Source organism: Flavobacterium sp. FlaQc-48, from assembly GCF_044007335.1.
Taxonomy (GTDB): domain Bacteria; phylum Bacteroidota; class Bacteroidia; order Flavobacteriales; family Flavobacteriaceae; genus Flavobacterium.
Genome location: NZ_JBIPCR010000002.1, coordinates 306,510 through 322,153 on the forward strand (window position 1 = coordinate 306,510; position 15,644 = coordinate 322,153).

General features: G+C 40.6%; 6 protein-coding genes and 1 pseudogene. All 7 read left to right on the forward strand.

Features of this window, described 5'->3' with window-relative positions; genetic code table 11:
* Positions 1–70: 70 nt before the first annotated feature.
* The 7 genes and pseudogenes from ACHRWY_RS04500 (at position 71) to ACHRWY_RS04530 (ending at position 15,429) form a co-directional block, all read left to right on the forward strand.
* Positions 71–4,450 carry a carbohydrate-binding protein gene (locus ACHRWY_RS04500; RefSeq protein WP_395352939.1) on the forward strand — a complete coding sequence of 1,460 codons (4,380 nt, stop codon included), beginning with the start codon at positions 71–73 and terminating at the stop codon, positions 4,448–4,450.
* Positions 4,451–4,654: 204 nt separating this feature from the next.
* On the forward strand, positions 4,655–6,505 hold the full coding sequence (locus tag ACHRWY_RS04505) for a glycoside hydrolase family 98 domain-containing protein (RefSeq protein WP_395353211.1): 1,851 nt from the start codon (positions 4,655–4,657) through the stop codon (positions 6,503–6,505).
* A 251-nt stretch (positions 6,506–6,756) separates the two neighbouring features.
* Positions 6,757–7,419, forward strand: a pseudogene (locus ACHRWY_RS04510) (glycoside hydrolase family 98 domain-containing protein); the annotation flags it as partial.
* Positions 7,420–8,250: 831 nt separating this feature from the next.
* Positions 8,251–11,043, forward strand: coding sequence for a carbohydrate-binding protein (locus ACHRWY_RS04515; protein WP_395353212.1), 2,793 nt, complete (start codon positions 8,251–8,253; stop codon positions 11,041–11,043).
* Between the two features lie 322 nt (positions 11,044–11,365).
* The gene (locus ACHRWY_RS04520) at positions 11,366–11,530 is read left to right on the forward strand and encodes a hypothetical protein (RefSeq protein WP_395352941.1); all 165 of its coding nucleotides are present in this window, start codon (positions 11,366–11,368) and stop codon (positions 11,528–11,530) included.
* A 159-nt stretch (positions 11,531–11,689) separates the two neighbouring features.
* The gene (locus tag ACHRWY_RS04525) at positions 11,690–13,216 is read left to right on the forward strand and encodes an arylsulfatase (RefSeq protein ID WP_395352943.1); all 1,527 of its coding nucleotides are present in this window, start codon (positions 11,690–11,692) and stop codon (positions 13,214–13,216) included.
* 182 nt (positions 13,217–13,398) lie between these two features.
* Positions 13,399–15,429: a sulfatase-like hydrolase/transferase gene (locus ACHRWY_RS04530; RefSeq protein ID WP_395352945.1), complete on the forward strand. Its 2,031-nt coding sequence runs from the start codon at positions 13,399–13,401 to the stop codon at positions 15,427–15,429.
* The last annotated feature ends 215 nt before the right edge of the window (positions 15,430–15,644 follow it).

Sequence of the window (15,644 nt, forward strand, 5' to 3'; positions counted from 1 at the left end):
TCTTAAATGGAATTGAAAGTTCAGTGAATTTGATAAGTTTTATAGATTCTATTAACCAAATTAACGAATTATGAAAACAAAATTAACCAAAACACTAGCAGTGCTGTTCTTCTTTTCTGCACTGGTTTTAAATGCGCAAGCCCAGAACAAACCTGAATTTTACTTAAGCGGCTTGCAATACATGCTTAGAAAAGGAAACAGTACAAATGAGCAAAGAATTGCCATACTTAAAAAAATGATTCCTGCAGATATAAAGGATCAGACTATTTATTCTCTTTCCGCACTGACTACATGGTATTATACAAAGGTACCAGGAAAATTGGACGAGTTTACTGATGATAATTATTTTGATTTATGTCAGCGTATGGATAGTACAGGATATAAATTTGCTGTTTCTACAGGCAATATTGCCGGGTATCCTGCTTTTCCTGAACCTCCACAAAAGTTTACAGTAGATCAAGGTGGATATTACATTACAACCAGACAGATCGATAGTATATTCAAATACACTAAAAATTGTACTGGTGTTATGGCTGGGGAAAATTTATGGACCTATAATGCACAAAATACCAACGAAATTATCGCTATATTAAGAGTCTGTAAGAAGTACAATAAGAAATATATCCTTGCGGAAGGTGGATGGGGATATAACACTTTTTTGCGATTTTTTAATGACTTCTATACCGAGTTACATGACGAAGGTTTAGGGGCGTACCTGCAACCGACTTTCAAGACTACCAAACCCTATGGTGCCCTGGCGACTCAGGGAGCTTTATTAGGTAGCTGGGTTACAAATGTAGTGGGCGACTATGGATCCTATAATGATAGCTTTGTGTGGTCTTACGGGTCATTTGGCCATGCTAACCAATTTCCTGCTTATGCCAAAAGTGATCACAATGAGCTCTTATACCCCTATACCCATTTCTTAAAGACCTGGTTGTCTACAATAGCTATGGGAGGTAAAATTAATTACTCCGAACAAAGCTCTTTCCTTGGAGACGGAAGACCAGATCCTAATTTTGTACCCTATCTATATCCGTTTATAAAAGGCCTGACTCAACATGATATGCTCCCGGGTAAGGCAGCTGTGTTAGCTAAAACTAAAGCTATTGCCAACCCATATGGCGGTACCTATACGCTGTCTGATGGAACAGCAGCAGCTTATTCAAGTACCAATCTTTTGTCGTACAATTATAACAAGGTTAACTACAAGCCGGCGGGCGGGACAAATGCTGAGCCCTTTGCCCGTTTGTACAAAATGACATCGGGTATTTGGGCAGATACCACTTACACCAACTCAGGCTCTGCAACAGACAAGCTTTATGATGCTGCTTACCGTGCTACTGGTCAAAAACAACTCTTAAATGCTTTGGTCCGGGAAATGATTCCCAATAACCCGCGCTACGCGATTATACCTGTACTCCCTCATCCTGATGCAGTTGTACCTTCTGGCATTGAAAAAGTGGCATTAAGCAGTTACCAGACAGATGCGGGTCTAAAAACGAAATTTGAGTCACTATATCCCCCAGTAGCGGACGGAAATGAAGCCTGGGCGGTGGAAGTAGACAACCGCTTCTTTGTGATAAACAGTCATGAGAATGCGGATATAGACCAGAACTTTGTTTTTAATCTGGGTACAAGTGGGATTAAATCTCTTTCAGGAACTATGCCTCTTCAGAACATCCTGTTTGGCAAACGAGAGATTGAGGGTAACTACTGGTTTCAGTCTAACGGTTATGGTGTATCGGATGGAAAATTTGTAGGACAAAGATATAAATGCGTAGTGAAGACCAGTACCTTGAAATTCAATTGTGATGAACGACCTGAGGTTATTATTGAAGACGGAAAGACGGGTTCTGTTGAGCAAACCTGGGATCCTGTTACCAATACACTTACACTGATTATTAATCATAGTGCTGGCGCTGTTAATTTCAATGTGGTTTCCAACACATCGGTCCGATCGGCCCAAACCATCACCTTTGATAGCTTGCCTTCTGATAAGATTCCCGGTGAAGATTTTTCGCCAGGAGCCACTAGCACTTCGGAGCTCCCAGTGAGTTATAGCAGCTCTAATCCGGCAGTAGCAATTATTGTAGACAACCAAATTCGTGTGACAGGTGTTGGGACTGTGCAAATTACTGCTTCTCAGCCAGGCAGTACATTGTATACTGCAGCGCCTGAAGTGGTACAGACACTGACCGTGTTGTCAACGCCGCTCTCAAAGCCATACGGTGCTAATGTTATTCCGGGGATTATTGAAGCAGAGAATTATGATATTGGTATAGAAGGTAGAGCTTACCACGACACCTCACCGGGCAATAACGGGGACCTGAGCTTAAGACCCGTCGGCGATGTGGACCTTAATATCTGTAATGATACTGATGGCGGGTATAAGATAGAAAGTATAGTTGGCGGCGAATGGCTGGACTATACGGTACAGGTCGCATCAACCAAGACTTACCCAGTTGAAGTCAGGTGTGCCAGCACCAGTTCAGGCGGACAGTTCAGAATTGAAATCGATGGAGTAGATATTAGCGGAATCATGAATGTGCCTAATACTTGGGGTTTCACTAACTGGGCCTCAGTAACAAAAGAAATTCCCTTAACCGCAGGTATGCACAAAATGCGATTGTATTTTATAAACGGCGACTACCAAATCAATAAGTTAATATTTGGCGGAGCACCAAGGGTTGACCAAACGATTACTTTTAGCGGCTTACCTGTTGATAAGATCCCTGGTGATACTGATTTTTCACCTGGCGCCACCAGCACTTCAGGTCTGCCTGCTACCTATACTAGCTCTAATCCTGCAGTGGCAACCATTATCAACAATAAGATTCATATCCTAACTGCCGGGACTACGCAAATAACCGCAGGTCAGCCAGGTAGCGCAGTCTATTTTGAAGCGCCTGAACTTGTGCAGACCCTGACTGTTTTAGCCAGCCCAGTTTCTAAACCATATGCTGCCAATTTAATTCCCGGGATAATAGAAGCGGAGAATTATGATATTGGAACAGAAGGTAATACCTATCACGATTCCTCAGCCGGCAATAGTGGCGACCAAATTTTCAGGGCCGGCGGTGATGTGGACCTTAATACCTGTGATGATACCGGTGGCGGGTATAAAGTACAAAGTATAGCTGCAGGGGAATGGCTAGACTATACAGTACAGGTTGCAGAAAGCAAAATTTATTTGGTTGATCTCAGATGCGCCAGCTCTAGCGAAGGAGGGCAATTGAGAATTGAAATTGACGGCGTTGATGTGAGTGGGATCATAAATGTGCCCAACACCTCGGGCTTTTCTAAGTGGGTTTCAGTAACAAAAAATATTCAGCTGACTTCAGGTATACACAAGATGAGGGTGCATTTTATAAATGGTGGTTACCATTTTAATAGACTTACATTCACTGGTGCTCAAACGATCACTTTTAACAGCCTGCCTGCCGACAAGATTCCTGGCGATGCTGATTTTTCACCAGCTGCCACCAGCAGTTCGGGACTGGCGGTGACGTATACCAGTTCTAGTCCAGCTGTAGCAACCATTGTCAATAACCAGATTCATATTGTAAGTAATGGGACAACGCAAATTACCGCACAACAGACAGGCGATTCTGCTTATTCTCCTGCGCCGAATGTGGTGCAGACTTTGACCGTTTTGCCTTCCAGACCATTCGCGGCCAATGTTATTCCTGGGATAATTGAAGTAGAGAATTATGATATCGGAATAAAGGGTAAGGCCTATCACGATACAAGTGTAGGTAATACTGGAGACCAGAGTTTCAGGCCCGGCGGCGATGTGGACGTGAATATCTGTAATGATACAGGCGGCGGGTACAAAACACAAAGTACAGCTGGTGGCGAATGGCTAGTATACACGGTACAGGTTGCAGAAAATGGAAATTATTTGGTTGAACTCAGGTGTGCCAACTCCGCTTCAGGGGGGCAGTTGAGAATTGAAATGGATGGAGTTGATGTGAGCGGGATCATAAATGTGCCCAATACCTCGAGTTTTGGTACCTGGGCTTCAGTAACAAAAAATATTCAGCTGACTGCAGGTACACACAGGATGAGGCTGTTTTTAATAAACGGCGGCTATCACATCAATAAATTGATTTTTAGTGAAGTGACTGGGAGCCAGGCCAGGATGTCAGCAAAACAGGAGCTATCTTTTCACCCAACAGATGATGATAGCGATACAGCCACCATTGTGTATCCGAATCCTTTTTCGGGGAATGAATTTAACTTAAAAGTTTCCAATAAAATAGCCACTGATGTAGAGGTAGAGATTTACTCTACTATAGGGGTGCGCGTCTTAAATAAAAAATATACGGACGTTAAGCAGGGCGAAAGCATACTGAATATAAATTTACCGGCTATTAGTACGGGAGTTTATTTAGTTAAAGTAAAGAGCATGGAAGGAATAAAGACCTTTAAGGTTATTAAAAAATAGTGTGTTTTTTTGAAAGGCTTATTTCAATATTAACTAAGAGTATTCTCTTAATAATTGCAAATACTTTCACTTAGTTATTTTGGTGAAAGGCACTGAAATCGATGGAACAAAATTTACTTACCCTTATTATTAATCCATACAAACACTAACCGAATGATTAAAAATTTTACTAAAAGCAGTATAAGGATAGTGCTTCTTTTCTATATGATTGTAATTTGTTTCAATGTACAAGCACAAAACAAACCTGAGTTCCAATTAAGGGGACTTTTGGAAATACTTAGAAAGGGCGATAAGACAAATGCAGAGCGAATTGTAATACTAAATACATTGTTCCCAAAAGATATCAGGGGACAGATGATCTATTCACTTGGTGCAAATTGTGCATGGTATTATACAAAGAATTTAGGTGATTATTCTTCGTTTAACACAGATACCTATTTAGATCTATGTAAGCGCGTCGATAGTACAGGAATTAAATTTGTAGTGGATGTGGGAGAAAAAGGTAACCATAAGTTATATCCTGATCCCCCAACCCCGATTCCGCTAGGTAGGGGGAGCTATCATTTTACGCCAAATCAGGTTGATAGTATATTTAAGTATGCAAAAAACTGCGTGGGCATTGAGTCAGGCGAAAATTTTTGGACCTATAATAGTACTAACGCTGAGGATCTCATCGCCCTGCTAAGGGTATGTAAGAAGTATAATAAAAGGTATACACTTGGAGAAGGTGGATGGGGATATAATACTTATACGAGGTTTTTTTCTGATTACTATACTACTCTTAAAAACGAAGGTTTAGGGGCATACTTACAGCCTGCATTTAAAAACACAAAGCCCTTTGGTGCCCTTGTAAGTCAGGGATCTATTTTTGGTAGTTGGCTTACAGGATTAACAGGCGACTTTGGCACCTGGAATGATGAATATGTTTGGACCTACGCCTCCTTTGGGAATGCAAATGACTTTCCGGCCTATGATAAAACTGAAAAGAACTATAAAAAAGTCCCCTTTACTCATTATTTAAAGGCCTGGTTGTTAACAATAGCAATGGGAGGAAAAATCAATTTTATGGAAACATCGCCATTTAGCAGGCAAGGGGTGGCAGACGCCAATTGTGCACCCTATCTATTTCCTTTTATTAAAGGGCTGGCTGACCATGACATGTTACCGGGCAAAGCAGCTGTTTTGGCAAAAGTTAAGGCAATAGCTAACCCTTACAACGGTACATATTCACTGTCGAATGGTACGGCGGCCCCTTACACGGGCTCAAATCTTGTAACTTACAATTATGACTTAGTTAATTACAAGCCTGCGGGCGGAACAAATGCGGATCCTTTTGCCCGCTTATTCAAAATCACATCGGGGATCTGGAATAATCCGGCCTACACCAATACCGGTGTTACAGATGTATATTATGGAGCAGCATATAAAAATACAGGCGTCATGCAACTACCAAATGCTTTAATAAGGGAACAAATACCTAACAATCCACGCTACTTAATTATCCCGCTTTTACCGCATCCTGATGCGGCTACTCAACTTCCTTCCGGACTTGAAAGAATTGACTTGAGCGCTTACCAGACCGATGCCGGGCTGAAGAGGAAATTTGAGTCGCTTTACCCCGCAGTAACAGTAGGCAATGATGCCTGGGCAGTGGAGATTGACAACCGTTTTTTTGTAATCAACAGTCATGAAAACGCGGATATAGACCAGAATTTTGTTTTTAACCTGGGTACAGGGGGCATTAAATCGCTTTCCGGGGCCATTCCTTTTCAGAACATTCTCTTCGGCAAAAGGGAATCTGCGGATAATTACTGGTTCCAATCTAATGGTTATGCTGTAAACGACGGCTTTACGGTAGGGCAAAAATACGTTTGTGTAGAAAAGAGCACTACTTTGAATTTTAGTTGCGAGCGCAGGCCAATGCTTGTGGTTGAAGATGGAAAAAGTGGTTCTGTAAAGCAAACCTGGAATACCGTTACTAAAGTTTTAAAAGTTACGATCAGCCATGAGGCTGGAGCCGTTAGCTTTAGTATTTTTTTAAATAAAGTACGTTAGCTCAAATTAGCAGGGCTTGCAATTTAAAACATTCCTTCAATCTGGGGACACTCTATGATCTTAAATGGAGTTGAAAGTTCAATGAATTTGGTAAGTCTTATAAGATTCGATTAACAAATATTAACCAATATTAACTAATTATGAAAACAAAATTAACCAAAACACTAGCAGTTTTGTTCTTCTTTTTTATGTTGGGTTTAAATGCCCAAGCCCAGAACAAACCTGAATTCTACCAGAGAGGTCTTCTGGAAATGTTTAGAAAAGGCAACAAGACAAACGCACAGCGAATCGCGATACTCAGTACCCTTTTTCCTGCCGATATCAAGGGGCAGGTTACCCTTTCTGTGGCCGCTAACTGTGCATGGTATTATTCGCAAAACCTGAGTGATTACAGCTCATTTAATGGCGATACCTATCTAGATGTCTGCAAGCGAATCGACAGTACCGGATTTAAATTCGTCATAAATGTGGGAGATAATGGAGGTTATGACCCGTATCCAGATCCGCCAACGCCATTAACACCAGGTGTGGGTAACTATTATTTTACACCCAGCCAAGTGGATAGTTTGTTTAAAAATACAAAAAATTGCAAAGGTATCGAAACTGGAGAAAATTTCTGGACATATAACAGTTCCACTACCGGTTACATCATAGACCTGTTGAGGGTCTGTAAGAAGTATAATAAAAGATGTATTCTTGGGGAAGGGGGATGGGGATATAATAGTTATACGAGATTTTTTTCCGATTATTATACCACGCTAAAAAATGAAGGCTTGGGCGCATATCTGCAGCCTACCTTCAAAAACACCAAGCCTCATGGCGCTCTTGTGACCCAAGGATCGATCTTTGGTAGTTGGGTCACGGGGCTGACCGGCGACTACGGTACATGGAATGATGACTGGGTATGGTGCTATAGCTCTTTCCAAAACGCGAATGTATTCCCCACTTACATCAAAAGTGACGGTAACCAAACTAGAGTTCCTTTTACTCATTTTTTAAAAAGCTGGTTATTAAGTACCGCCATGGGAGGAAAGATCAATTTCCTGGAAACCGGGAGCTTCAACAGGCAGGGTGTGCCGAATTCCAGTAATGCGAAGTACCTGCAACCTTTTATTAGAGGTATGATTACCCATGATATGTTGCCGTCAAAGAGTGCGGTGCTGTCTAAAGTGAAAGCCATTGCCAACCCATATGGCGGAACCTACGCACTATCTGACGGGACAACAGCCGCTTATACCGGCGCCAATCTGATGACCTACAATTATAACAAGGTCAACTATAAGCCGGTACCTTCCGGAACGAATGCTGAGCCCTTTGCCAGATTGTATAAGATGACATCGGGCATTTGGCCCGATACGTCCTATACCAATACGGGCACCGCGACTGATCTTTATTATGCGGCTGCTCACAAAGCTACTGGTCAAAACCAACTCTTAAATGCTTTGGTCAGGGAATTGCTCCCCAATAACCCCCGCTACCTGATGATGCCGATATTGCCTCATCCAGATGCATCCAGCCAGGTCCCTACCGGTATAGAAACGGTTCCTTTGAGCAGCTACCAGACGGATTCCGGTCTTCAGACGAAATTCGAGTCGCTGTACCCGGCGGTGACACCCGGTAATGATGCCTGGGCGGTGGAAGTGGACAACCGCTTTTTTGTAATCAACAGCAACGAGAATGCGGATATCGACCAGAACTTTAATTTCCCCCTGGGGACGGACGGCATTAGATCCCTTTCCGGGGCGATGCCGTTTCAGAATATCCTGTTCGGAAGAAGAGAAGCAGAGGGCAATTACTGGTTCCAGTCCAGCGGCTACGCTGCAAATGACGGAAGCGCTTACGGACAAAAATACGTTTGCGTAGAAAAGAAAACAACCCTGAATTTCAACTGTGATGAACAACCTTTAGTTATTGTTGAGGGTAGCAAGGACAGTTACGTGCAGCAAAACTGGGATGCCGCCACAGGTACTTTAACACTCACCATCGACCACACCTCGGGTGCGGTTAATGTCAATATTGTTTCCAACCCATCGATTCGATCGGACCAAATGATTAGTTTTAGTGACTTACCTGTCGATAAGATTCCCGGTGAAGATTTTTCGCCTGGCGCCACTAGCAATTCGGGACTGCCGGTGAGTTATACCAGCTCTAATCCTGCAGTAGCCACGATTGTAGACAACCAAATTCGTATTACAGGTGTTGGCACTGTGCAAATTACCGCTTCTCAGCCAGGCAGTACGTTGTATAATGCAGCGCCTGAAGTGGTACAGACACTAACAGCCTTGTCAATGCCGCTCTCAAAACCATACGGTGCTAATGTTATTCCGGGGATTATTGAAGCAGAGAATTATGATATTGGTATAGAAGGTAGAGCTTACCACGACACCTCACCCGGCAATAACGGGAACCAGAGTTTCAGACCCGTCGGAGATGTGGACCTTAATACCTGTAATGATACTGATGGCGGGTATAAGATAGAAAGTATAGCTGGCGGGGAATGGCTGGACTATACGGTACAGGTCGCGGCAACCAAGAATTACCCTGTTGAAATCAGGTGTGCCAGTAACAGTTCAGGCGGACAATTCAGAATTGAAATCGATGGAGTAGATATTAGCGGAATCATGAATGTGCCTAATACTTGGGGTTTCACAAACTGGGCCTCAGTAACAAAAGAAATTCCCCTGACCGCAGGTATGCACAAAATGCGATTGTATTTTATAAACGGCGACTACCAAATCAATAAACTGATATTTGGCGGAGCACCAAGGATTGACCAAACGATTACTTTTAGCAGCTTACCTGGTGATAAAATCCCTGGTGATACTGATTTTTCACCTGGCGCGACCAGCACTTCAGGTCTGCCTGCTACCTACATTAGCTCTAATCCTGCAGTGGCAACTATTATCAAAAATAAGATTCATATCCTAACTGCCGGGACTACGCAAATAACCGCTGGACAGCCAGGTAGCGCAGTCTATTTTGAAGCGCCTGAACTTGTGCAGACCCTGACCGTTTTGGCCAGCCCAGTTTCTAAACCATACGCTGCCAATTTAATTCCCGGGATAATAGAAGCGGAGAATTATGATATTGGAACAGAAGGTAATACCTATCACGATTCCTCACCCGGTAATAGCGGAGACCAAACTTTCAGAGCCGGCGGCAATGTGGACCTTAATACCTGTGATGATACCGGTGGCGGGTATAAAGTACAAAGTATAGCTGCAGGGGAATGGCTAGACTATACAGTACAGGTTGCAGAAAGCAAAATTTATTTGGTTGATCTCAGATGCGCCAGCTCTAGCGAAGGAGGGCAATTGAGAATCGAAATTGACGGTGCTGATGTGAGTGGGATCATAAATGTGCCCAACACCTCGGGCTTTTCTAAGTGGGTTTCAGTAACAAAAAATATTCAGTTGACGGCTGGTACACACAAGATGAGGGTGTTCTTTATAAACGGCGGCCATCACTTCAATAAACTAACATTTGAAGTAGCCAGACTTGAGCAAACTATCATTTTTAACAGTTTGCCCGTTGGTAAGATTCCTGGTGATGCTGATTTTTCACCAGCTGCCACCAGCAGTTCGGGACTGGCGGTGACGTATACCAGTTCTAGTCCAGCTGTAGCAACCATTGTCAATAACCAGATTCATATTGTAAGTAATGGGACAACGCAAATTACCGCACAACAGACAGGCGATTCTGCTTATTCTCCTGCGCCGAATGTGGTGCAGACTTTGACCGTTTTGCCTTCCAGACCATTCGCGGCCAATGTTATTCCCGGGACAATAGAAGCAGAGAATTATGATATCGGAATAGAAGGTAAAGCCTATCACGATACAGGAACAGGCAATACTGGTGACCAAAGTTTCAGGCCTGGCGGCGATGTGGATGTTAACACCTGTAATGATACAGGTGGAGGGTACAAGATACAAAGTATAGTGAATGGTGAATGGCTGGATTATACTCTAGAGGTTGCAGAAACCGGCACATATATGGTTGATCTCAGGTGTGCCAACACCACGACAGGCGGAAAGTTAAGAATTGATATGGATGGAGTTGATGTCAGCGGGATCATCAATGTGCCCAATACTTCCAATTTCAATACTTGGGCATCAGTAACAAAAGAGATTGCTCTGACTGCGGGTACACACAGGATGAGACTGTATTTTATAAACGGCGGCTATCAAATCAATAAATTGATTTTTAGTAAATTGACTGGAAGCCAGGCCAGGATGTCAGCAAAACAGGAAGTATCTTTTTACCCAACAGATGATTATAGCAATACCGCCACCATTGTGTATCCGAATCCTTTTTCGGGGAATGAATTTAACTTAAAAGTTTCCAATAAAATGGCCACTGATGTAGAGGTTGATCTTTACTCTGTAATTGGGGAACATGTTTTTAACAAAAAAGTTGCGGATGTTAAACCAGGGGTAAGCATACTAGATATTAAGTTACCTGCTATAAGTACCGGAATTTACTTAGTTACGGTAAAAACCATTGAAGGTATAAAGACCTTTAAGGTTATCAAACAATAATACCAAAGTGACAATTTCGCCGGATTTAGATTAAAATTGATCGGCGACTTTGAGACATGAAATGATGAATGATGTGTTTTAGTTCTTTCTGAAAACCTTTTTGGAAAGAACTATAGCACAAATTTTAAACCAGACAAAAATTAAAAAAGATGGAATATCGAAAATGAAATTTATATTTTTCAGCGGTAATAACCGACCCTGTAAATATGGTTTGTTTTTATGATATGGAAGGAAAACTTAATGAAGTAAACGTGCGGTAAATTAGCTCTTTAATAAATCTTTGTCAGGCTGTCATAAGGGGATCTAAACTGTACAAAACCGGATGCTTGTGGCCAACAATGGTAAACAAGTTGTTTTCGATATGAAACCGGAAGACTTTAAAGTAGCAGAGGCACCCAGGAACGAAAAGGAAAAGGGAGTACTGGCACACTGGGATGGTAAAACTTGGAAAATAATACAACAGCGCCAGTTTACCGATGTAACCTGACCCAATTTATGGTTTACCAGATTATAAAAGTCCGCTATGGAGCATTGGTTGGGATAAACCCTCGGTGATGTTAAAACTACTCGATGGCTGAAAGTGGTATAGCTACTGGTTGCCGAAACCGACACACACCTATTTCACCCAACGGGTTAATTTAATAAAATGAAAAACATAAACTTATTATCAATTTTATTGATTGTACAATTTTCTTTTGCACAATTGACAAAAGTAAAAACAAATTATTCATCGCTTCCAAATATTATTTTTATTTACACAGACGATTTAGGATATGGAGATTTAAGTTCTTATGGTGCAACTGAAATCTCAACACCTAATATAGATAAATTAGCCAATGAAGGACTAAAATTCACTAATGGGCATTCATCATCGGCTACTTGCACTCCAAGCCGATATGCTTTACTAACAGGAATGTATCCTTGGAGAAAAAAGGCTAAAATTTTAGATGGTGATGCGCCTATGTTGATCGATACACTACAAGCAACACTTCCGAAAATACTTCAGTCAAAAGGCTATCACACTGGAATTGTTGGAAAATGGCATTTAGGACTTGGAAATGGTCGTATTAACTGGAATGAAAAAATAAACCCCAGTCCTAATGAAATAGGTTTTGACTACAGTTTTATTATGGCTGCTACACAAGATAGAGTACCAACAGTGTATATCAAAAATGGTTATGTTAACAATCTTGATAAAAATGATCCAATAGAAGTAAATTACAATAAAAATTTTGATGATCAGCCTACAGGACTGAACAATCCAGAGCTCCTAAAAATGAATTGGAGTCATGGCCATAATAATACTATTGTTAATGGAATTTCCCGAATAGGATTTATGAAAGGCGGGAGATCGGCTATATGGAACGATGAATTAATGTCAAATGTCTTTTTATCCGAAGCACAAAACTACATTAGAAACAATAAAAAAGAACCTTTCTTTTTATACTATGCAATGCAGCAGCCACATGTTCCCAGGACTCCTAGCCTAAATTTTGTTGGAAAATCGGGTCTGGGCCCCAGAGGAGATGTAATTTTAGAAGCCGATTGGTGTGTTGGAGAATTAATAAAAACATTAGAACAAGAGGCATTATTAAAGAATACCCTAATTATATTTTCAAGTGACAATGGCCCAGTTTTGAATGATGGCTACTATGACAATGCAATTGAAAAATTAGGAAATCACAATCCCTCAGGTTTAATGAAAGGGGGAAAATATAGTCTGTTTGAAGCAGGAACAAGGATACCTTTTATCACGTATTGGAAAGGAAAAATTAAACCCGGAATATCAAATGCTTTAGTTTCACAAGTAGACTTATTAGCATCAATAACCTCTTTAATTGGCGCTCAGGAAGACAACAGCTTAGACAGCAAAAATTTTATGGAAACATTTCTAGGTTATAAAAAAAATGGCAGAGCCTCATTAATTATTGAAGCTGCTACAAAAATAGCTTTAAGGAAAGGAAACTGGGTATTAATTCCTCCTTATAAGGGAGCTCAAATTAATAAAAATGTTAATATTGAATTAGGTAATTTAAATGAATATCAACTATATAATCTTAAATCAGATATCAGTCAGAAAAAAAACCTTGCTAAAACAAAAACTAAAAAATTGAAAGAGTTAATTTCAGATTTAGAATTGATGAAGGATAACCCATTGGCTAAAATTAAATAAGTTGATTTTTAATATTGTTTATACCTCTGTCATATATGAATTTATTGATATATTGAATCAGAGTTAAAAAGTAAAAGTGTTGACGTAGTTGTTAAAAAATGAAATACTGAAATACTGAAAGGAAATCTCCTGCTATTTTCGAAACAAATAAAAATTATCAGTATATAAAATAAATGCTAGTTATGAAGAATCGGTTCTTAGTCTTATTATTAATTTGTTTAGTACATTCATTTTGGGCTCAAAAAAAACCAAATATTATTTTTATTCTAACTGATGATTTGGGATATGGAGATGTAGGTGTTTTTTATCAAAACAATCGAAAACTAGAAAATGTCCGAAGCAATCCGTATACCCAAACGCCTAATATAGATCAATTGGCAAAAAATGGGGCTATGTTAATGCAGCACTATGCTGCAGCACCTGTTTGTGCTCCCTCAAGAGCTTCTTTATTTCTGGGTCAAAATCAAGGCCATGCCAATATTCGTGATAATCAATTCGATAAGGCCCTGGAAGATAATTATACTATGCCAGGCTTATTAAAAAAACTCGGGTACCGAACAGCACTATTTGGTAAATGGGGGTTACAAGGTATAGGAAAAGACACCTTGGCTTGGGTGGCACACCCTCTTAAGCGAGGATTCGATTACTTTTTTGGATATATGCGTCATTCAGATGGCCATGAACATTATCCCAAAGAAGGATTATACGGAGGCAGAAGGGAAGTCTGGAATAATTTTAAGGAAGTTTCTTCAGATTTAGATAAATGTTATACGGCTGACCTATGGACGGCATGTGCAAAAAAATGGATTGTAGAAAATCAACAAAATAGCCCTGAAGAGCCGTTTTTTGCTTTTATCTCTTATGATACCCCCCATGCTGTGCTGGAACTACCAACCCAGACCTACCCAAAAGGAGGAGGCTTAAACGGGGGGCTACAATGGTTGGGAAAGCCTGGGCAAATGATCAATACAGCCTCTGGAACTATAGATAGTTATAGGTATCCCGAGTACAAAAGCGCCACGTATGATGACGATAAAAATTCTTTAACCCCCGAAGTGCCCTGGCCGGATACATATACCCGTTATGCTTCATCTGTACGAAGAATTGATGATGCCGTTGGTGACTTAATGCAATTACTAAAGGACCTGAAAATTGAAGATAACACAATAGTGGTTTTCACATCCGATAATGGCCCTTCAAAAGAATCGTATTTACCCAAGGGATATACTTCATATCAAGCTAATTTTTTTGATAGTTTTGGGCCATTTGCCGGTATAAAACGGGATTGCCTTGAAGGAGGGCTAAAAATGCCGGCAATCGTTACCTGGGAAGGACACATTATTTCGGGAAAACAAATACAAACAGCAAATGCTGCCTATGACTGGTTACCTACTTTTATTGAGGCTGCGGGGGAAACTGCACCGGCCTCGGTAAATGGTGTTTCACTAGTACCTGTTCTTACAGGCAAAGGCAAAGCAAAACAAAGCGAGATTTATATAGAATATTTTGAAAAAGGCAATACACCTTCTTATGCTGAGTTTAGCCCTGAAAACCGAGATCGAAAGCGTAATCAAATGCAGTTAATCAGGGTTAGGGATTATGTGGGATTAAGGTATAATGTGATCTCGCACAATGATGACTTCGAAATTTATAATATTGTTAATGACCCTGGGCAAACTAACAATCTGGCACCGACTTTGTCGGATCTCCAAAGTGAAATGAAGGCGAGAACTTTACAGATGCATAGATTAGATACACTGGCTAAACGACCTTATGACGATGAATTTATTCCAGCTGTAAAGGGTGTCCGGGTCAAAAGACAAATCAACTGGCAGTTTTTTCCTGAGAAAGTGAACTGGCTACACGACGTAAATACTCCTGTTAAAAAGGCAATTAATTTTTCAGCTGTAGATGCCGGACAAGCAGAGGGTGTAGTCTGCGCAGAGGGATACATCCAGATTCCTACAAGCGGAGAATATACTTTTTATACTTTACCGGGAGTGAAGTCCTTTTTGAAGGTACATGATATAGGGGTAATTGATGCAGATTTTAACAATGGCAAAAATACATATGGAAAGTTAAGACTTAAAGCAGGTCTTCATCCTTTTAAATTATATTATAAAAATTCAACTGAAAAACCAATACTTAAATGGTCTTCAGATAAAATTGAGCAACAAGAAATTCCATCTAAATTACTATTTAGTTTTAATTAAAAAGCAAGATAATTGCAACCTGGAAAAGCCCTGGTCAAATGCGGCCATGCAAATCAATTATTTCAGGTTTTGGGGTAATATGACGGCTTTTTTTTGACCTGCCAGTGGAATTTCTTGAAGTTTGTAAAGCAGAATATCCATTGTATTTGGCTTGGAAACACGATTGTCTTCTTTTGATTTTTTGAGTTTATTTATTTTCTAAAAAATCCTTTCCG

Coding starts and splice junctions, on each gene's coding strand:
- ACHRWY_RS04500 (WP_395352939.1), top strand. CDS start 71: ATGAAAACAAAATTAACCAAAACACTAGCAGTGCTGTTCTTCTTTTCT.
- ACHRWY_RS04515 (WP_395353212.1), top strand. CDS start 8,251: ATGCCGTTTCAGAATATCCTGTTCGGAAGAAGAGAAGCAGAGGGCAAT.
- ACHRWY_RS04505 (WP_395353211.1), top strand. CDS start 4,655: ATGATTGTAATTTGTTTCAATGTACAAGCACAAAACAAACCTGAGTTC.
- ACHRWY_RS04525 (WP_395352943.1), top strand. CDS start 11,690: ATGAAAAACATAAACTTATTATCAATTTTATTGATTGTACAATTTTCT.
- ACHRWY_RS04530 (WP_395352945.1), top strand. CDS start 13,399: ATGAAGAATCGGTTCTTAGTCTTATTATTAATTTGTTTAGTACATTCA.
- ACHRWY_RS04520 (WP_395352941.1), top strand. CDS start 11,366: ATGCTTGTGGCCAACAATGGTAAACAAGTTGTTTTCGATATGAAACCG.